At 67.6% G+C, this 19398-nt stretch carries 17 protein-coding genes and 2 pseudogenes; 11 read left to right on the forward strand and 8 right to left on the reverse strand.

The features are described from left to right. Window positions 1-135 precede the first annotated feature (135 nt). From ACY34J_RS01160 to ACY34J_RS01175, 4 genes and pseudogenes are all read left to right on the forward strand, one after another. Entirely contained in the window at window positions 136-645 is a 510-nt protein-coding gene (locus tag ACY34J_RS01160) for a hypothetical protein (protein WP_462724375.1), read from the forward strand. A gap of 194 nt (window positions 646-839) precedes the next feature. Continuing rightward, window positions 840-1259: pseudogene (locus ACY34J_RS01165) on the forward strand (transposase); the annotation flags it as partial. 343 nt (window positions 1260-1602) lie between these two features. Next, window positions 1603-1875, forward strand: coding sequence for a hypothetical protein (locus tag ACY34J_RS01170; protein WP_462724376.1), 273 nt, complete (start codon window positions 1603-1605; stop codon window positions 1873-1875). Between the two features lie 285 nt (window positions 1876-2160). Further along, window positions 2161-2754: a hypothetical protein gene (locus ACY34J_RS01175; protein WP_462724377.1), complete on the forward strand. Its 594-nt coding sequence runs from the start codon at window positions 2161-2163 to the stop codon at window positions 2752-2754. 181 nt (window positions 2755-2935) lie between these two features. Here the strand turns inward: ACY34J_RS01175 and ACY34J_RS01180 are convergent, their stop codons facing one another. After that, window positions 2936-6823: a CHAT domain-containing protein gene (locus ACY34J_RS01180; protein ID WP_462724378.1), complete on the reverse strand. Its 3888-nt coding sequence runs from the start codon at window positions 6821-6823 to the stop codon at window positions 2936-2938. A 74-nt stretch (window positions 6824-6897) separates the two neighbouring features. On the opposite strand from ACY34J_RS01180, the gene ACY34J_RS01185 reads away from it, so the two are divergent. The 4 genes from ACY34J_RS01185 (at window position 6898) to ACY34J_RS01200 (ending at window position 10670) form a co-directional block, all read left to right on the forward strand. Further along, window positions 6898-7221 carry a CATRA system-associated protein gene (locus tag ACY34J_RS01185; protein ID WP_462724379.1) on the forward strand — a complete coding sequence of 108 codons (324 nt, stop codon included), beginning with the start codon at window positions 6898-6900 and terminating at the stop codon, window positions 7219-7221. Then, entirely contained in the window at window positions 7211-8266 is a 1056-nt protein-coding gene (locus ACY34J_RS01190; protein ID WP_462724380.1) for a CATRA conflict system CASPASE/TPR repeat-associated protein, read from the forward strand. The genes ACY34J_RS01185 and ACY34J_RS01190 overlap by 11 nt, the downstream gene beginning before the upstream one ends. A gap of 13 nt (window positions 8267-8279) precedes the next feature. After that, window positions 8280-8753 (forward strand): hypothetical protein, encoded by a 474-nt coding sequence (locus ACY34J_RS01195; RefSeq protein ID WP_462724381.1) that lies wholly within the window; start codon window positions 8280-8282, stop codon window positions 8751-8753. Window positions 8754-9953: 1200 nt separating this feature from the next. Continuing rightward, window positions 9954-10670 carry a hypothetical protein gene (locus ACY34J_RS01200; protein ID WP_462724382.1) on the forward strand — a complete coding sequence of 239 codons (717 nt, stop codon included), beginning with the start codon at window positions 9954-9956 and terminating at the stop codon, window positions 10668-10670. Between the two features lie 151 nt (window positions 10671-10821). On the opposite strand, the gene ACY34J_RS01205 is transcribed toward ACY34J_RS01200, so the two are convergent. Both ACY34J_RS01205 and ACY34J_RS01210 read right to left on the reverse strand, forming a co-directional pair. Continuing rightward, a protein-coding gene (locus ACY34J_RS01205) for an IS3 family transposase (RefSeq protein WP_462724383.1) occupies window positions 10822-12059 on the reverse strand; the annotation gives its coding sequence in 2 pieces (ribosomal slippage) (window positions 10822-11727 and window positions 11730-12059; 1236 coding nt in all). A gap of 138 nt (window positions 12060-12197) precedes the next feature. After that, window positions 12198-12370 (reverse strand): annotated as a pseudogene (locus ACY34J_RS01210) (IS5 family transposase); the annotation flags it as partial. A gap of 214 nt (window positions 12371-12584) precedes the next feature. On the opposite strand from ACY34J_RS01210, the gene ACY34J_RS01215 reads away from it, so the two are divergent. Further along, window positions 12585-13307: a DUF4839 domain-containing protein gene (locus ACY34J_RS01215; protein ID WP_060904576.1), complete on the forward strand. Its 723-nt coding sequence runs from the start codon at window positions 12585-12587 to the stop codon at window positions 13305-13307. A 121-nt stretch (window positions 13308-13428) separates the two neighbouring features. Further along, window positions 13429-14037, forward strand: a complete 609-nt coding sequence (locus ACY34J_RS01220) for an HhH-GDP family DNA glycosylase (RefSeq protein WP_462724384.1) — start codon at window positions 13429-13431, stop codon at window positions 14035-14037. 351 nt (window positions 14038-14388) lie between these two features. Here the strand turns inward: ACY34J_RS01220 and ACY34J_RS01225 are convergent, their stop codons facing one another. Then, window positions 14389-15372 carry a hypothetical protein gene (locus tag ACY34J_RS01225; RefSeq protein WP_462724385.1) on the reverse strand — a complete coding sequence of 328 codons (984 nt, stop codon included), beginning with the start codon at window positions 15370-15372 and terminating at the stop codon, window positions 14389-14391. 227 nt (window positions 15373-15599) lie between these two features. Then, window positions 15600-15902, reverse strand: coding sequence for a hypothetical protein (locus ACY34J_RS01230; RefSeq protein WP_462724526.1), 303 nt, complete (start codon window positions 15900-15902; stop codon window positions 15600-15602). Between ACY34J_RS01230 and ACY34J_RS01235 the strand changes: the two genes are divergently transcribed. Further along, a complete protein-coding gene (locus ACY34J_RS01235; RefSeq protein WP_462724539.1) occupies window positions 15801-16286 on the forward strand; it encodes a hypothetical protein in 486 nt (161 codons plus the stop codon). The two genes, ACY34J_RS01230 and ACY34J_RS01235, sit on opposite strands and share 102 nt — an antisense overlap. Here ACY34J_RS01235 and ACY34J_RS01240 read toward each other — a convergent pair whose 3' ends face one another. From ACY34J_RS01240 to ACY34J_RS01250, 3 genes are all read right to left on the reverse strand, one after another. Beyond that, window positions 16287-16466 carry a hypothetical protein gene (locus ACY34J_RS01240; protein ID WP_462724540.1) on the reverse strand — a complete coding sequence of 60 codons (180 nt, stop codon included), beginning with the start codon at window positions 16464-16466 and terminating at the stop codon, window positions 16287-16289. A 5-nt stretch (window positions 16467-16471) separates the two neighbouring features. Beyond that, entirely contained in the window at window positions 16472-16864 is a 393-nt protein-coding gene (locus tag ACY34J_RS01245; RefSeq protein ID WP_462724386.1) for a hypothetical protein, read from the reverse strand. 751 nt (window positions 16865-17615) lie between these two features. Beyond that, window positions 17616-19202 (reverse strand): (2,3-dihydroxybenzoyl)adenylate synthase, encoded by a 1587-nt coding sequence (locus ACY34J_RS01250; RefSeq protein WP_462724387.1) that lies wholly within the window; start codon window positions 19200-19202, stop codon window positions 17616-17618. Window positions 19203-19398: the final 196 nt, after the last annotated feature.

Below are 19398 nucleotides of genomic sequence, written 5' to 3' on the forward strand. Positions count from 1 at the left end.
GGCTACGGGTGGCGGACTGCGGGTTCAGCAACGGGCCGTGGCGAGCAGGTCACTTCGTCGGCGCTTCGGCCGCCCAGCACGCTTTGCTCCGGGCCCGCCGATAGGGTGGGCAGCCTGGGAGCGAGGAGGAAGACGATGGCGCTGACCACGTCGCTGGCCAGCCGGGTCCGGAACACGAGTCTGCCGGAAAGCCATGCCCTTCTGCCGCTCCTGGAGGCCGTGGTCAACGGCATCCAGGCGATCGACGCCCGGTTCGGCGACGACATGGAGCCCGGTCGTTTGAGCATCAGGATCCGGCGCAGTCGGCAGGAAGCACTCGACTTTACCCACGTCGGCCCAGGGCGCGCGGCGTTGAAGCCCATCGTCGGCTTCAGCGTCGAGGACAACGGAGTGGGCTTCACTCCGGAGAACATGACATCGTTCGAGACGCTGGACAGCGACCACAAGGCCGACATGGGCTGCCGCGGTGTGGGGCGCCTGCTCTGGCTTAAGGCGTTCGACAGGGTTTCGGTCCGCAGCGCCTACGAGGACGAAGCCGGATGCCTTAACGGGCGGCAGTTCCGCTTCTCCGTCCAGGGAGAGGTCGAGCCGGACGGAGAAGCGGAAACTCCAGCTGAGGTCGGCACGGAGCCTCGACGGGTTTAAGAGGCCCTTCCAGCAGAGCGCGCTGAAGACCGTCGAGGCCATAGCCCGTGAGGTCTTCGAGCACTGCATCTGGTACTTCTTGCGCCCCGGCGGCGCGCCCGACATCACGGTGGCCGATGATGACGGGGCGGTCTCGCTCAATAGCCTCATGTACGACTTCGTGTACTCCGACATGCAAAGGACATCGATCGAGGTCCGGCCGGATCGTCGGCTACTCGATCAGCAACCGGATGCAGGCCCGCCTCGCGGTGAGCGCGCTGGACAACGCAGTCGCCCGGAGAGGGCAGGTGGCCGGCTGCACCGTCCATTCCGATCGCGGGTCGCAGTTCCGTTCACGGAAATTCGTCCACGCCCTCAACCGTCACCGCCTGGCCGGGTCCATGGGCAGAGTCGGGGCGGCCGGCGACAACGCGGCGATGGAATCCTTCTTCGCGCTCCTGCAGAACAACGTTCTGGACCGCCGTCCCTGAGCCACCCGGGAAGACCTCCGCATCGCGATCGTCAGCTGGATCGAGCGGACCTACCACCGACGCCGCCGACAAACGCGGCTCGGCCGATTGACCCCCATCGAGTTCGAGACCACCATGAAACCCGCCGCAGCCCTCGCGGCATGAAACCCCGACTGTCACCTATCCGTGCAGCAGACCCGGGAGATCCAGACCAATCACCTGCCTGCTCCCCGGCAGCGGGCCGGTCGGCGACCAACCACGCGGGCGGACAGTGCCCTGTGGCCCGGTCTGCGCACCGGGCCACGGCTGCGGCCGGTCGCAGTCCCGCTGCTGCTGGAGATCACCGCGGCGGCCACCACGGTGGCAGTGATGGACGCCTCCCTGACCGGAGACGCATCCGACAGCGCGACGATCCGCAAGCTGCTGATCGTCGCCGTAGTGGGGGCAGTACTGGCCGCCGTCGCGACAACGGCCGCCTGGTCAGAGCGACGGAAGGCAATGGACGGCGATGAGTGTCGATCTGCTCGTGCTGATCTTGGCTGTACCGCTGCTCGGGACCTTGCGGTGGCGCTACTCGAGAGTGCGGGCCCTGCGCTGGCTACTGTGGACCGTCATCGGGCTCGTAGCTGCCGTTTCGGTGGTGGCGTCCGCGACCTCAGGCTCTCAAGAGGACGGCTACTGGACGACGGCGGTGATGCTGCTGGTGCTTGCCGCGGTGTGCTGGTGGGGTCTCCGGTGCACCGGCTGCTGGCCGCCTACCGCAGCTGGGCGGCGGTGGTAGTCGCGGTGGCATTCGGTGTCGGTTTCGTCCGCATCTCCTGGGTGGGCGATGAAGCGGGAGGCCTGCTGGTGGCAGACGCGACCGTGGTCCTCGCGCTATCCGCTTTCACCCTCGCGGCAGTGGTGGCCGACGCCGTGACCGGACACCCCGCCCGGATCGCGCCGAGACACCTGCCAACTCATCCGATCATCCTTCGTGACAGGGGACTTGATGAACCATCCTCGCCCGAATCCACCGTTCCCAGGCCGACACCACACCCGCGGGGCACCGTCACTCCGTGTCTCAGTGGCGCGCCTCTGCGCCCTGACGCTGGGCGGCGTCGTTCAGGCGGCGGCGCTGCTGGCGGCGTTCTTCTCCGTCGGCGCGCATCTGATGGACCACGTGGCGTTCGCAGGATCGACCAATCACAGCCAGCCGGCGGTGCGCGCCGCGATCGTATTGGTCTCGGCCTTCGGAGTGGGGCTTGTCGGTGGAGGCACCGTCGCCTGGGGTATCGGCTGCGGCCTGTGCACCGCCGCCGGGACCGTCTTGATGACCGCGTTGGTGCTGCTGATCGAACTGCTCGAGCTCTCGCCGGCCGGCTATATCTTCCCCGCTCTGTTCGGCCTGGCGGTCGGACTGATCGCCGCAGGCGGACTCCTGGAAAGGGCCGGATGGGCCGGCATCGGAATCGGCCTGCTGATCTCCTGGGCGCTCGGCAAGACCGAGCACGGTATCGAGGAGCGTTTCAGCTCCGCGGGCTGGGTGGACGAGCACGCCCATCACCTGCTGTGGATCCTGCCTGCCCTGGCCGTACTGGCCATCGCGTCGGGTTTCCTGCAGGTTCTGCTCCGTGGCAGGCGACGCGGCGCACCGGGCGGCATCACGGAGATGGTCTGAGCATGCCAGCGGAACGGCCATGGTCGCCGTTCCTCTGATCTGCACCAGATGCCCCTCTGTCAACATCGGCCACATTTAGGGGACGCAGCACCTATATCAATCCGACCGGCCCTTCGCGGAGCAGACGCAGGTCGGTCGCGTCAACCGTGACCAGGATGATCACCCTGATGCAGGCCCCCAGTCACGGCCCGAGGTGCACATACGCCGCCCACACCTCCACGGCCTCCGGGCGCTCCTGTCGGATCTTGCGTACCGCTGCGTGCACAGCGCGAGCCGCACACCGTGCCGAGGGAAGGCCGTGGGTCCCAGGGAATTCCAGCAGGTTTTCGTAGAAGCGGGTGGTGACGCGCTCGGCACGGAGGCTGTTCAGTTGCCACTGGGCGGCGACGACGTGCCGGAATCCGGCAAGCTGGAGTGCTCCGGCGAGGCTTACTGGCTCATCGGAGTTGGCCTGTGGGGCCAGGTGGGTCTGGCAGGCGGAGAGAAACGCGAGCTCCGCCCTGTCGAGGCGAAGACCGGCGATGTCCCGGATACGCAGGGAGTTGCTCGTGGCGTGGTCCCACAGGTAGAGGAGTCCGTCGGGTTCTTCCGGGTGCTGCTCGCCGTGGCCTGCGAAGTGGAACCATCCCCCAGCCCGGAGTTCTCGCAGGACGGTCTCTCGTCGAGCTCGCGCATCGCACAGAGCCCTGGCTGCGGGGAACATACTTGCGATGGTCTCGATCTCTGTGGCAACGTGCTTCAGCTTCACCAAGTCCGTTTCGGGTGGGGTTGCGCCCACGCCGACGAGGAGCATGGAGTGTCGCGCGCCGGGGCCGGAGCCGTCAGCCTCGCGGTTGGCCTTGAGAGCGCGGAGTGTCGGGGTGTAGCTGGAGACGAACCGGTCAGCGAGACTTTCGGCGTTCAGTCGGTGGGGGTCGGACCGGTCCGGGATCGCGGTGGCCGCATGAACCGGGAGATGGTTGAACACCCCGGTGGGGCACCACCAGATCCGGGGCAGCGGATCACTGTCGCTCACCGGGGAAGTGGCGGGAAGGGCATTGAGTACCGGTTCCGCAACCGTGCTCCACAACCAGTCGAGGAGATGGGTGAGGTAGTGGCGGAGGTCGGCATGCTGCCCGTCATGCCCGTCGTCCCTGTCCTCGGTCGGGTGTACGAGCCGTGACAGCTCCTGAGCGCGGAGTATCGCCTTGCGGTGTTGGAATCCGGGTAGCGGGACGATTGTGAGAGCGTCGTCGTGGAGCACCAGTGCATCCGAGCGCAGCGGACTGGAGTTGAGGACGACGACGGGGCCATCGTGGGCGGCGGTCAGAAGCTCATGGTGGGTCGGCGGTTTGAGGAAGTCGTCCAGTCCGGGCAGTTGCCGTACCTGCTGAACGAGTTGGTCCCAGTGGTGCTGGCGTTGCCTGCGGTACATTCCCCCGTGCTCCGGGCCGCCGGCGCTCATGATGTTGCGGTTGTTGCGGAGGAGCTCCAGTTCGGCGGCCAGCCGCGGGTCTTGGCGGCGGACGTCCTCCAGGTCAGTGCGCATGTCCAGGGCGTGGGACATCAGTTGACCTCGGCCGTATTCAAGGATCTCGAGTGCTTTGTCGGCGGCACCGGTATGAAGGGCGGCCGCCGCCGCATCGGAGATCGTCTGCGCAGTGTTCCTGAGGGCGTTCAGGCGGTCATCGAAGGCGAGGCCGCCCCAGGCCAGTTGCGGCAGGACGGCGGTCATGGCGGCAGTTGCTTCAAGGGCACCAGACCAGTCCGCCTGTTCGATGAGGAGCTCGGCGGCCGTGACCGCTGCCTGCCACCGCGTGGCCGGAGGGGCTGCCGTGTTCCGGGCGACCAACAGGCATAGTCGCACCGCTTCGTCCGTCTCGTCGGCGGAGGGTTCCGGAGTGTTGACAAGGCATGTGGCGAGGAGCAGCGCGGACTGTGCCCAATAGGGGCCGTCCTCGTCCAGGGAGCGGACGGCCTGCTGGTGGGCCTCGAGGGCCCGCTGCCGGAACTGCGGATTTCCGGTGAGCTGTCCAAGGGCTTGCAGCGCTTCGCTGTACTGACTCTCGGTGACGGGGCGGAGTCTGTGGTCGGAGGGTAGCAAGCGAAGAGCGTCGTGCAGTACGTCCACGGCTCGCTGTAAATCCTCGCGGGCCCGCTCGGTGATCTCCAGCGCGGCGTAGTGGACGCCTCGGCTGACGAGGCAGGTTCCCAGATCCGACAGGATCAGTGGGTGGTCCGGTGCGCTGGCCGGAGATCCTTCGAGCGCCTCTTCAAGAGCCTGCAGCGCCCCGCGGAGGCGGGCGGGATCCTGATCGAGCTCGGACCAGGCTTGCAGAGCCGTGGCGAGGTTGCGGCGGGCGAGTCGGCCCAGGACCTCGTGCGCTGGTGTGGTGACTGCCACATGCCGGGAGCACTCGGCGGCCTCTTCGAGCTGTTCACGGTCTTGCAGGAGGGCGCCGTCCTGCCTCAGGACCACCCCGAGGTTGTAGAGCAACAATTTTCGGTCCCCCGGTGGGAGGGCCGCGCTGGCGAGAGCCTTTCTCAACAGCTGCTCCGCGGCGCGGTGGTCTTCGGTGCGGCCTGGCACGGTCAGAACTGCCGCATGGTTGGAGAGGCGATGGGCCCACTGGGGAGCTGTTCCGGGGTGGGGCGCCAGAGTGACACCCTTTCCCGTGTGCTCCAGCGCACGTTCATAATCCTTCGGGTCGCCGGAGCTCTCGTACCGCAGCCGCAGCAAGGTGCCGAGCACAGAGTGCAGGATCGGGAGCTGCTGTGGGGCATCGCGGTGCGCGCAGCGCTGCAGGGCTTGTTCCGCATGGCGGATGCCGTTCGCAAGCGCCCCCTGGTCGCCCGTCGCCCGGTAGACGTCTGCGTGGAGCATGGCGAGCCGGTTGTGGATGGACTTGGCGGCCCCGCTCTCGGCCAGTTCGGCGAGGGCCTTCGTATAGAGCGCCACGGTTTCGCGGAGGTACGGTACGCCTTCTTCCGAGGGAAACTCGTAGCGGACGTCGGCCATCAGGTCCAGGTGCGGCGCGTGGTCCTGAGTTCCAGGCGGGTACGCGGCCAGGGATTCGGCGGCCAGCCGGTGTGCAAGGGCGATGTCCGCGGTTCCGAGCTGCTCGTGCTGAGAGGTCACCAGCAGGTGCCTGGTCAGGTGCCACTGCAGGTCGGCGCGTTGCTGCGCGCTCGCGGAGGCGGCCAGGCGCAGGGCGGCTTCGAGGTCGAGGCGCGCGCGGCGTCCGTCTTCCGGCATTTCGAGGAGCTGGTAGCGCAGGGCATGAAGGCGACCGCGCAGCGTGAACAGCTCCGGCTCGCCCTGCCGTTCGCCGAACGCATCGATACCGCATGAGCACAGCACGACCGCTTCCCGGCACAGCTGGTGGTCGTACGTTTCTATGTACCGCTTCAGCAGGAACTGGCCGCGACGCAGCAACAGGATCGACCAGGTCTCCACGGCACGTCCCCCGGTGGGGGACAGAAACCCGCCGGTGACCTGGCGGGCCTTGTCCAGGCTGGCCGTGAACCCTGCCTCGTCTCCCCGCACGGCGGCGAGCTGAGCGGCGGTGAGGCACACCGCCGTGTGGAGGTCCGGCGCCCAGGGCTGCTCAAGCAATCGGTTCAGTACCGGTGCCATGGTGCGGTGGCAGTCGTCGGCGAGCCGCGCATCGGACGCATCCCCGCTTGCGCTGTGACGCAGTACGTGGAGCAGCATCAGCATCCAGCGGCGACCGGTCCACGCCTCGGCGTTGGCCGGCGGGGTACGGGTCGCAGACGCCACCATGAGCTCGATCGCCTGGTCCAGGGAGTCTGGGAGCCCCGTCGCGACCCAGAGATCGCGGTGGGTGGCGGCCAGTTGCTCCTCGAGATCCGCCCTCTGGCGGTGCTGGGGGGTGGTGTTGCGCAACGCGTTCCGGTAAAAGGAGACAGCGCTCTGGAGTGCCTGCACATCGTGGGGGTCGTGGTACCAGTCCTGGAGGTCGCGGTGGGCGTATCGCCCCATGTCGGCGGCGACGAGATCCGCGTTCCGGACGAGCAGCATCCGACCCAGCAGGCGTCCGAATCCGTTCAGGCCATTCGCCTGGCTCATCCATGCTCTCCCGTTGCTCGCGCACCTGGTCGTCTAATGTGTGCGCGTAGTTCGGAGAGTAGCAAGGGGGCGGCGTGCAGGCCGAGTTGAGCGAACTTCACGAAGTAGCCGAGGACATCCTGGAGGCCGTGGCAGACTGTCGGCTATCGCCGCAGGGCTGGGAACACGTGGAGGCATGCCTGGTCGCCCTGTCCCGCTCGCTCGACAACGGTGACCCCGACGAGTTCCGGCGGGCGCTGTTCCGCCTGGAGGACATCGTGGCGGTGACGCGCGCACCGAGAAAGCTGTCGGGCGACGGGCCCACGCGGGGGATCCTGGAACGCAAGGCGCTGATCCTGGACCGGCTGGACGGGGACACACCCGAAGAGGAGCGCAGCGAGGAGCCTGATGAGCAGTGACCTGCGCTTCGCGCGGGAGGCACTTCAGCTGCACTACTTCTTCGCGTCCCAGCGGTTCGGTAACACGAGCGGAGACTTGCTGCCACTTCTCTGGGAGACGTGTGCACAAGTCGGCATGGACAGTCCGCTGCCCGCCAACAGCGAGTTGTCACTTCCTTCAGCCCTCGGGGACGGGGTCGGCTTTCGTCCCCTGCGGCAGCGGGCCGACTCCACTGGCGCACGGCAAGCGATGCTCTACCAGTTCAACGATCTGGTCGGCCTCACCGTCATGCTGGCGGCCGACGACGGACCGGGGCACACCGCGGCGGAAAGCGCCCGAGTGCTGCGCGCGCTCGCGGGCGCCTGGGACGAGGCGCGTGCGCAAGCAGCAGCACGCATCGGAACCCCCGGTTCCGACCCCTCACTCATCGGTTCCGTCTGCATCCGCCGGTCACTCAGCGCCTCCGACGGCGCCTCGCGTCCGGACCTGTCCCTGGTCGGTGAGGCGCTGCACCACGAGCTCTGGCCTCAGTCCCGGCTGTCCCATCCGGTGCTGACCGACGACGGACTGGCCTTGTGGGAAGTCATCCCGACAGGAGACACCGCATACGCCCAGCGCGATCTTCTCCTGACCACGATGGCGACTGACGCGTGCGAAGGGCGGCTGGACGACTGGAGCTGGCACTCCGGCACCGTCGTTCCCGTACCGCTGACGCGCTACCTCATCGGCGCCGCTCAGATCCGCGAGCAATACCGCCTCCGGCGCGACGACGCCGCTTCCCTGGATGCGCGCCGCGACCAGCTGGGACGGCATGGCGAAGCCCTGACCAGGAAGTGGCAGGAACTGACGGCGAGCTCGGCGGCGCAGTCCGCTATCGGCCGTCGGGCTCTCCACCGCTGGCAGCGCCTGGCCGAAGAGGCCCAGCATGCCCTGGCGGAGGAACGGTCCGGGGGCATGGTGACCCGCCGCCTGCGCAACCATGATCCGCTCACTGGAGATCTCATCCGACAGGATGCGCGTCCTCGGGTCGGGCTCGGGCGGGCGGCCGAGGGTCTTGGAGAGTGACGATGAACTACGCGTGCAGCTGGCCGCGATCCTCGAAGATGACGTGGCCTACCTGGGAATTCTTCGTGAGCACCTGGCTGAGGCAGCGCGGGTGGCCACGGAATCCGCCGCACAGCGGCTCCAGAGCCACCAACAGTACCTCTCTCTCATCCAGACCACGATCATCGGCTCCGTACTGCTCACCCTGACCGCCGTCCAGGCGCTGGCGTACAAGGTGCCTCTTCCGGTCCGCCTCCATGCTCCGCTGATCGCCCTGCTCGGCTCGCTGGGGCTGGTTCTTCCGCTGGTCGTCGCACGCCGCTGGCGCGGCGGGACCGGCGGGCGGGTTGGGACCGTCCTGGAGATTGGCGCCCTGTCGGTGAGTGGTGCAGCGGCAGGCTGGCTGATGGGCAGCTCACTCGGCTTCACCGCGGCTGTGAGCGTACCGGTCGGCGCGGCCCTGCTGATCCTGGTTGGCGGCTGGTTGACTCGGCGAACGCCGACTTGAGGGCTGGCTGGCCACCCTCCCAGCGCAGGACAAAACACCGAAACGCAGGCCGCGCCGGAGGAAGAAGCCTCCGATCGGTTACTGGACACCGCGCGGCTATGCCCCGGCCACGGAAACCCGGCCCGATCCCCCACCCTGACGACGCCTCAACCATCGTTTCAACAACACCAAGATCCACCCTAACGGCCGCCGCGCGAAGCACAGCGGCCCCGCGTGCTGCCTGCACCCGGACATCACCCCAGGCCACGATGCCCGATCACCGGCGGAACAGGCCGTCATGTCGTCGGCGAGGCCCGTGAACACGATCGACGGCCCACAGCAAGGCCGTCCGCCATCGCCGACGAGCCCCCAGCCACAGTTACATCGGCACGGCATCACCAATTACATCGGCACCCCCACAGGTGGGGCAGGCCACCGAGCCGGTCAACCGCGCAGGACCACGCCGTACCGGGTGCGCAGCCGGTGGATCTCCCACCAGTCACTGAGGCCGGGCCACCGAGCAGAGCACACAGCTGGATCGCCAGCGTTCCGGGCGGAGGTCCGCTCGCGACCAGGCCGATGGCCGCGAACTCCCAGACGAGCACGGCGGTGAGCAGGGCGGGCAGGGCCGCGTGTACCTCCGCGTCGCCCGGATCAGGTGGGAGCCCGTACACCACTTCCCAGGACCCATCACGTGGAGTGTGTCGCCATCCTCGAACCGGCCGCAAAGGGCTCCTGACCTGCAGTTTTGCCTGTGCGCATTATGTGCGGTGTGGGCGTTACGGGCGATATCTTGACGCTGAAATGACGCTCGTGACGCTCATCTGACGCTCGTTCTGATGGGGAGTCAGGCGAGTTGTCGGGCAGGTCAGGACCTGTCGGGTGGCGTATGTCGAAGGGGCGCCGAGGGCGGGCGACGCTTTGTGAGGAGCTGCTGGTTCCTGATGGTCACTTGTCCCGGAAGAGACCAGCGAGCGCTGTGACGGGCGCGTGATGGCGGCTGACCTGCGCGAATAACCCTTCAGTTCTTTCACGCTCGTGCCGGTTTACGGTGCTGGAAGTCCCAGAAAGTGCCAGGGGGACTCCCACTGCTGACGGGCGTCTTTCGGCTCTATACGGCAGTACGGGCTCGTCGAACACCTCGCTTTGGACGCGAGTACTGGAACCCGGATGTCGAGTGCCTGGCGCTCAGACGATGCCTTGCGGGATCGTGGGCTCCTGATGATCGACGACGACTCTTCGGCCTCCGGCGGCAGTGACCTGGCGGTGCTGGCCAACCCTCGCGCGCCCTATGGCGAGCGGCCTGTCGCGCGAGCCCGGCGGGCGAAGGCACAGGAGCTGATCGAGCGGCTCGTCGCCGAGGGCCGCGTCCGGATCACTGATCCCGATGACGACGAGGTTGCGGAATGGCGGCGCGTCGTCAACTACGCGAAGCGGCATGGCCTGGAACCGGCAGGTAAACGCATCGAGAAGGTCCCGCACCGTGGGCGGGGGCTGGAGCTGTTCCTCGCGGAGGGACCGCATCCCAACGCGCTGAGTCAGCGGCCGAAGGAGGGCGAGGCTCTTGTTCCCGTCCCCTCACGGCTGGGGCACCTGCATCCGATGGTGACCGCACTTAAAGATGACGAGAGCCGGCTGGTGATGCCATCAGTATTGCGCCGAAGGTCGCTCCTGCTATTGCAGGGACTGGCGGCTGAGGCAGTCCGGCGAGGCCACGAGGTGCGAAAGGCCCGGTCATCCTTCTACCCGCGCGAAGGCGGAGTGGATGTCGCTGTCGACGGCTTCGCGTATACCGTCACCGTCAGGCTGGAGTTCCCGGAGTCCACAGCTCCGGAGCGCTCCGCTCGGCTCGTCATAGAGATCGCCAATGGCCTGACTGATCGGCCCGGTCGCTGGCGGGATCGGAAGACCCGGACACTTGGCGAAGCCCTGGCGTGATCCTTGAAGAGATCGAGGCACGAGCGGGGGAGGACACTCGGCGCAGGCAGGAGGAACAGCTGGCCAGGGCAGAACGTGAAGTCCGCTGGCAAGTGGCCGTGAACGTAGCAAGGGGGCCTTGTCCCCGAGGAGCGGACACCCATTCGTATTGTTATGCGGCAAGCGTCAGGGTAGCTGACCGCTGTTCGTAGGCGGTCGGTGGCTGTTGCCCGAGGCGTGAGTGCCTGCGGCGGGTGTTGTAGCGGGTGGTCCAGCGGAAGACCGCCAGGCGGCAGGCGCGAGCCCCGTCGAAGCGGCGGGCACCACGGAGAGTCTCGCGTTTGAGGGTGGCGTTGAACGACTCGGCGAGTGCGTTGTCCGCGCTCGTGCCGACCGCCCCCATGGACTGCCGAACCCCCAACTCGGCGCAGACACCGGCGAATTCGCGAGAGGTGTACTGCGCTCCGTGATCGCTGTGGAAGACGGCTCCGGCCAGGCTGCCGCGGACCCGGGCGGCTGCCCTGAGCGCGTCGGTGACCAGTGAGGTGCGCATGTGGTCGGCGATCGACCAGCCCACCAGACGGCGCGAGAAGCAGTCGATCACCGTCGCCAGATACAGAAACTCGCCGTCGCCCACCGGCAGGTAGGTGATGTCGCCGACGTACTTGGTGTTCGGCGCGCCGGCGGTGAAGTCGCGTCCCAGCAGGTCGGGCACCGGTGTGGCGGACGGTTCGGGCACGGTGGTGACCTGGCGCTTGCGCAGCCGCAGTCCGGTGATGCCGTACTTGCGCATGACCCGTCCGACGCGCTTGTGGTTCACGCGCTCACCGGCGGCCCGTAGCTCGGCGGTGATGCGGGGCCGGCCGTAGGTGCCGTCCCACTCGGCGTGCACGGCCCTGATCCGCTCGGCGAGAGCGACGTCGGCCCGCTCGCGGGCGGCACGGGCCTCGCGGCCGGCCCGCCACTTGTAGAAGCTGGAGCGGGCGACCTCCAGTACCTGACACAACCGCTTCACGCCCCAGGCGCGGTGGTGGTCCTCGACGAACTGGAAGCGGTTGGTCACCAGGTCATCTCTTGTGCGAAAAACTTCGTCGCCTTGCGGAGAATGTCCCGCTCGGTGGCGAGCTTGTGCATCTCCTTGCGCGCTGCCGCCAGCTCCCGGCGCAGAGCCTCGTTCTCGGCCTGGAGCTCCTCGGCCGTTGGCGGGGAATCCACCGTGCTCTTCTCCGTACTCGTGCTCGTCGTGCTGCCCCCGCCGCGGCGGGCCCGTTCGGCCCGCACCCAGTTACGCAGCGTCTCCCGGCTGATCCCCAGATCTTTGCCGATGCCCTCGAAGGTATGGCTCGGGTCCGACAGGTACAGCGCGACAGCGTCCGCCTTGAACTCGGGCGAGTAGACCTTCATCACCATAAAAGATGCCTCCTACCCGGCCCCTACCGGGACCGGGATCAGAGGTGTCCACCACTCGGGGACAGGTCCCGGTCATCGCCGACAGCAAAGCCGCAGCCCTGGCCCACCTGCCCTCCGGACACTTCCACGCCAACGCGGCCTGGCTAATCCCACGACCGTCTTGCCGGCGTCGCTTCCCTGGCTCCGGGTGGGGAGGCTGGTGGAAGTCTTCACGCTCTGTATGTCGATGACACAGGCCGACGGGCTGGAACTATACGGCCCTCCATCTGCCCCTCCATCTGCATCAGCAGGCCATGGAGCTGGGCGAACACTTGCGCCGCTCGTGAGGCTACCAACGGTGATCAACTCGTTGCCCGAGGTGTGCCCTTGGTAGTGCGTGCCGACTCCGGTCTCCCGTTACACGCGTTCAGCGTGCTGCGGATCCCCTTGATGAGCCGCCAGTTCGTGACGCCGGGCTCCTCGCGGAGTCATCTATGCTCGCGCCCAGTTGGTATGACCAGTTCGCTTCAGGGGGCGGGGAGCCGCATGGCCGATGAGATCAAGTACGAGTACAAGGCCGTGCAGACGGTTCGGGGCACCGACGGTTTGGTGATCTCGAAGATGCAGAAGGACGGATGGGAGCTCGTGGAACAGCTCCCAGGCAGACTTCGCACCACCCTCAACTTCCGTCGGCCGAAGAGGCCACTGCCTTGGCGTCTGATCGGGGCGGGGGCTGCCGCCCTTGTGGTCTTGGCCGCCATCATCGGCACGGGCGTTGCGCTCGGCGACGGCGACGGCGACGAGGAGAAGGGCGCGTCGGCCAGTTCGACGGCCGCCAGTGAGAAGCCTTCTGCTACGCCGCCCGCAGACGAGCCGACCACCGCTGAGGTGATCACGGCGCAGAACAGTCCCGAGTTCGCGACGTTGTTGAAGGCGGATCCGTGTGGCGAAGCGAACGTGAACTTCGCAACCAAGCACGAGGGGCAGACGGTCGCCTTCGACGGGTCAATCAGGCACATGGCGGCCCACGCGGATGACCGGACCCGCTACGACTTCCTTCTCGGCCCGGGCGACAAGGGGCCGCAGACGACGGACGGCCCGAACTTCAAGTACGAGGACGTCAACACCGGCAACCTCCACCTGACCGGCAAGGAGGTCCCTGCCACCATTGCAGTTGGCGACAAGTTCCGCTTCATCGCCGAGGTGATCGAGTTCAACACGGTCCAGTGCCTATTCCGCCTCGCCCCGGTCTCGACGGAGACCCGGTAGCCGAAGTGGGCAGCCTCCCATCATGGAGGGAGCTGCCCGATGGAACGGCCCCCTGCTCCATCCATTCGAGAGTTTTGCACTTTCCCACCAGCTTGCCAGACGGCAGCGCCATCCTTGACCCATGCTCGCATCCAGCCCTGCCCAGCGGCTAGCCGACCACGTTCGACACCTCCTTGGCAGCGGACCCTTTCTCCAGCCCGGCGGATGGACCCACATGGGTGCTGTCATCTCCGACGTCAGCTTCCAGCCACGGTGCAACTACGAGAGGACTCTCCGACCGCGGCTCCTCCATCTGCAATTGAGCTGGGCTGATGCAAGAACAGTCCGCGGCTTCCAGCGCCGGCTCGTCACGGAAGACCTTGCCGTGGCCATGAAGTTCAACCACGCACAGAAGGTCGCGACGGCTCACGCCATCACCGACCTCCTTGCTGCCGACGGGGTCCATACCCGCGAGGACCTTCACACCTGGCTCGATTATCAGGCCAATCGCGCCGCTCTGCGCACGGTGAAGGGAGTGGGGCCGAAGAGCATCGACTACATAGGCAATCTCGTCGGCCGCTCGCACGTCGCCGTTGACGTACATCTGCGCGCCTTCGCCGTGGATGCTGGTGTTCCGGACCTCCCATACGACCAGTTGCGCGCAGTGTATGAGGAAGCCGCCGCGCTTCTCGGGCACGACAAAGGCGGACTGGAGCATGCCGTTTGGCGGCATAGGTCGAAGGCCACGTAGCCACCCAGCGGGCCTGGCCGTTGTAGGTGCGGGTTACAGCAGGCTGATCGCTCGTGGATGATGCGCGGCCGAGTTCGCGGACCATGTCTCCGGTCTTCTCCTCCCACCAGCTAGCGAAGATCCTGCGGTGGCACCATCGGGGCCAGGCGGAACCGTCCTGTGGCCGGGGAAATTACCGTGATCCCGTGCGTCGGATCACCTGTTCGATTCGGTATGCAGCTGGAGTTGCGAGACCTGTCCGTTCCTGGCGGGCAAGGGCACCACGGAGCAGTCGAGCCGGACCCCGTGGACGGGCGTTCAGTCGTGCGGACTGGACGCCCGTCCCGGCCATGGCTTGGGTCCGGGCGAACGTCAGCAGCGGAACCCGTGGGTCGTGCCCCGGGGCTCGACGTCGGTGTGAGGCTTGAACCACTCGTCCCACAGGTCGTCTTCGGCCACGTCTGCTTCCAGGAAGTCGTGCGCCCTGTCGCTGACGTCGAGCAGCCCGCTCTCATTAGCGAGGAATTCCCAGTCGTAGTCGAACCGAGAGGCCGGAAGGGTTTGGTAGACCTCGTCCGCGCAGACGGATTCGATACTGAACCCGCCGATGCTGCTCACGGCATGGCCGAATAGCACGCTCTCGGCCAGGCAGCGCGGTTCCGGGATGCCGCCGGCGAGCAGATCGGCCGCGAGGTCGTAGTACGCGCGAGCGCAGTGAAGCAGGAACCAGTTCGACTGGGCCTCCGCACTGACCGGAACGCTTTCTTCCCAAAAGTCGGGGTCATAAGCGGCGAGGTACGTCTTGTCCCCAAGGTCCTTCAGCTGCCGATGGAGAACGAATGCGGTCCTGGGCGTCACACCAACACCGCCGCAGTCCCCGCAGCCGCGCCCCCGGGGGGACGAGTCGCAGACAGCGCACTTTGCGCAGTCCTCGTCCACAGTGCAGCCGCAGTTCCGGCAGCTCCCGCAGTCGGTAGCGCTGAAAAGCGAGAACACGGCCGCGTTGCGCTGTCCCAGGCTCTCCGTAACGGCCCGCGCGGTTCTGCGCGCAGCCTGGGCCCGTGGGGCGTCACCATTTGCGTCCTTGATCTCCTCCGCGATGTCAGTGATTGCCCTCCTGAGGGGGCCAGGCAGGGAAGCCGAACACCGGTGAACCTTCGCGACGGCGCCTGTTCCTCCCTGGAGAGCCGCATTGAGTGTGAGGGTGAGCAGCTGGGATTCGTCGCGATCCTCGAACGTCCCGATCTTCGAGAGCTCCGGCCCGCGGGGTGTCCCCCGCATGCTGAACAGGATGGCGCCGTTGCCCTTGGGCTGGGTCAGGAAGAAGAGATGCGACGGTGCGGAACGTGCCGGCATGGCTGAGCCTCCGAGTGGTGCGCGCGGGCATCGAGCGCGGGCACGGCAGGGAACACCGCCGCAGGCTCGTGCCTACTACGTGAAAGATGAGGTGAGAGACAAGCCGGTGGTCCGGGTGCGTCCGCAGACTCCTTGGCTGAAGCGCAGCTGGTGATCTGGCTACGAGCGAGACCCCGTTGCTGGCACGCGGAAGCCTGCCATAGAAGGTGCCGGGAATGCCAGTGAGTTCACGAATCCTGAGCTGGGGTGCACATTGTTCGATCCCTCAACTCCTGCCCCCTCCACCCTGATGTCCTGGTTCCCGGCGTTGCTCCGGCCGTTCGGCCCCGTCTTGCAGACCGTGTCGTAGCAGCGCCAGAGCGGCGGCACAGCTTGATGCTCGTGCCGCCGCAGCGGGCGCACTTCGGCGGGCGGGTGAACAGCTCGGCGTGCTCGTGCTCCAGGAGCTTGCGGGCGAAGTGGCCGCCGCGCATCGTCACCATGACCTCGCGGGTCCACGCCTGGGACAGGGTGTTGAGGCTGCCGATCATCACCGTCCGCTCGTCGATCACCGCGATCTTCTGGTGCATGACATTGACGGGGACGACCGTGTGGACGACGGCCCGCAGGTCCGCGATGAGGCTCTGGCTGTCCGGGCGGGCCTGGAGCTGGTCCTGTCGTCGCGGATGAACACGGTCACGCGCACGCCGCGTCCGGCCGCCTCGTGCAGCAGTGGCAGGATGCCGCGCACCCGGTTCGCGACCCACGGCGCCCACAGCCAGACCGAGGCGCGGGCCTTGCGGATCTCGTCCTCGAAGGTGCTGAAGAATGTCGTCTCGTCGTCGATGCCCGTGACCTCGACATGCCGGGCCAGCACGTCGGCGAGGACGCGCCGAACTCGCCGAGTTTCCGCGCGTCCTCGTGGGGCGGGGTGATCAGTTGCCCAGCCCGCAGGCGCCGGCGCCGGGGGTGCCGACCAGCGCGGCCATCGGCCATGGGTACCGGGTTCTCGGTGGCGACATCGAGGTCCTGGCGTATCCGCCGGTGAGGACCAGCGGATATGGGGAGCCGAGGGTGATCACATTCGCCAGGAGCCGCGTGTGCAGCTCTGGCATGTCCGTCACGCGGCTGCCCGGGTGCGGGAGGCGAGCTGGGGGAAGGTGTCCTCCCACACAGTGCGCACGGTGCGACCGGCCACGGCGTGCAGCACCGGCCACAACTGGAGGAGCAGGTCCTGGTTGAGGTAGCGGGGCAGGTCGTCGCGCAGTCCCTCGTGCAGGACAGTGCGGTACAGGCCCATGCGCTGGCGAGGCTTGCTCATGTCATATGAGGTCATCCCCGACCAGGCCATGTGCAGAGGCAGCTCTACGACCCCTTGGATCGGGCCGTGCAACTCCTCCAGCGACTCCGGCAGACGCCGCCGGAACTTCTCCCGGTACAGCGCGAGGTCCTCGGCCTCCGCCCCCGAGAGGTTCTTCGGCATGGGTGCGGGGTGTTGTGGGCTGGAGGGCATGCCTCCATTCTGGGGCCGGAGTAGTGGCGCGGGCCATGATGAGCCAGCTGGCCTCTGGAGTGAGCGGGACGGAGCCTGCTGGGGCAACTGGTCGTGGCAGTTCGGTCTGGCCCGAGTGGGCGGGATGGGCTGTCGACCGTGACGCTCGTTTGACGCTCTGGGCGCACTCACGCTGCGCGGCGAGCCGAGAAAGCTGCTCTGACCTGGTCTTTTTCGTGACTCGCTCAGGACGACATCTTTCCGATGACGTCGCACGTGGAGTGCGTGGCCATTTTGGAGCCTGCTACGAAGGGGCTCTGACCTGCGAGCTCTCGGATTCCTGAGGTTCCGAGTGGGTCGGCCCGACCTGTTTTCACGGGCGCACGACGTGGAGCAGGCCGCATGCCGGACGGACGCTGGCTGACCTGCGGTTTCGATCGGGTGACAGGAAGGCGGACGCGTGGTGCCCCCGGTCTTCGCTGGGGCCGTGCCGGGCCGTTCTGACGCTCATGTGACGCTCGCCCTGATGGTGCGTCAGGTTGTGTTCGTGCCCGGACTGCCGGTCACCTCCTTGATACGGGCGCCGCACTCGGAGGTGGCCCGGTGGCGCCGAGCGAACTGCTCATCCGCCGGTCACGAGCCGGTGTGCAGCATGGTCGGCGGTGGGGTCGGGCAGGGTCCAGTGCCCGGTGGGGTCCCAGCCGGACGCGGTGGCCAACCGATCGAGGCAGGCGCGGAACGGACGCAGCATCCGCCCCGCGCCCGGGCATCGTCAGCGTTCCGGGGCGGCGATCCCTGCGCGCAGTGCCTTCTTGTCGACCTTCCCCATCGGTGTGCGCGGAAGCTGCGGCATCGAGATCAGCCGGTCGGGGATCTTGTAGGCGGCCAGGCCGCGGCTCCTGAGGAACTCCTTCATGGCGGACGGGCGGACGTCCGCCTCGTTGAGGACGACGAACGCGTAAGTCCGTTCGCCGAGCACGGTGTCCGCCATGCCGATCACGGCCGCGTCCTGCACGGCGGGGTGAGTGCGCAGCTGCCGCTCCACCTCCTCTGCGGAGACCTTCTCGCCGGCCCGGTTGATGACGTCCTTGATCCTGCCGACGATCATGATGTTGCCGTCCGGCCTGCGCCGGACGAGGTCGCCGGTGCGGAAGAAACCGTCCGGCGTGAACGAGTGGGCATTCTCCTCGGGGGCACGGTAATACCCGCGGATGGTGTACGGCCCCCGCACCTGCATCTCGCCCGCCTCCCCATCGGGCACGGGGTTCCCCGATTCGTCGACGATCCGGACCTCGTCACCCGGTGACATCGGGCGGCCGTCCGTGTTGACGGCCACCTCCTCCGGGTCGTCGAGCCGGGTGTGGGTCAGCAGCCCCTCGCTGATGCCGTACCACCGCTGGATCCGGCAGCCCAGCACCTGGGCCGCACGGCGCGCCAGGGCCGGGTCGAGCGGCGCGCTGCCCACCTGGATCAGCAGGCGGGACAGTTCGCCGCGCGGTCGTCCAGAATCGGCCCACAGCCGCAGGACCGAGGGCACGACCGTGGTCACGGTGACCCCCTCGCGGCGGATCAGCGAGAAGACGTCATCGGGCCGAACGCTCGACGTGAGGACCGCCTTCCCGCCCAGCAGGAGACTGCCGAACACGCCCGGACAGGCTAGGGCCGCCTGGTGCGCGACCGGGTTGACGGCCAGGTACACCACCTCCGGGCCCACCTCCATCGCCTCCGCGCAGGCCCGCATGACGTACTCGTAGTCGTCGTGGGTCCGGGGAATCAGCTTCGGCAGTCCGGTGGTGCCACCGGAGAGCAGGAACAGCGCGGGGGCGGACGCGTCAACCCGGGGTAGCGCGACGTCCTGGGCGTCCAGCGACTCCAGCTGTGTGAACTCCTGGGCGTCGCCGCTGACGATCACGTGCGGGACCGATGGGATCTCCCGGGCGATCGTGCGGTAGTCGAACCCGCCGAACTCGTCCTTCGCCACATAGGCAACGGCCCCGGAGTGCGCGCACAGATGCGTGATCTCGGCCCTGCGGTGACCGGGCAGCGCCAGCACCGGGATGGCTCCGGCCCGTAGCAGCGCGAAGACCAGGACGACGAACTCCGGGATGTTGGGGAGGTGCACCACCACCCGGTCCAGGGGTCTGATGCCCAGTCCGATCAGGCCGCCCGCCAACCGATCCGCCCGCTGGGACAGCTCCGCGTAGGTCATCCGGCGTTCGCCGCACACCACGGCCACCCGCTCGGCGTTCCGTTCGCACGACTCGTGCAACAAGTCACCGATCGGCCGGCCGAGCCAAACCCCTGTCCGGCGCAACTCCGCGGCGAGCTGTTCGGGCCAGTGCACAAAACCGTCAAGCATGATCGCGTTCCCTTTCAGCGGTCGGTCGAGGCGTGGATCGAGGGGGCGCGGGGGTCCGGGTGGAGCCGCGGGTGCGCTCGGTCCGTCCTGGCCGCGGGCCGGCGGCAAGGCGGCTGGAGGGCGGGTGCCTGCGGTCCTTGCTGTCCTGTCCCTTGGCATCGTCAGCGCCGCGGTCCACCGCCCCACCGATCTCTTG

The sequence above is a fragment of the Streptomyces sp. HSS9-12 genome (assembly GCF_054963655.1).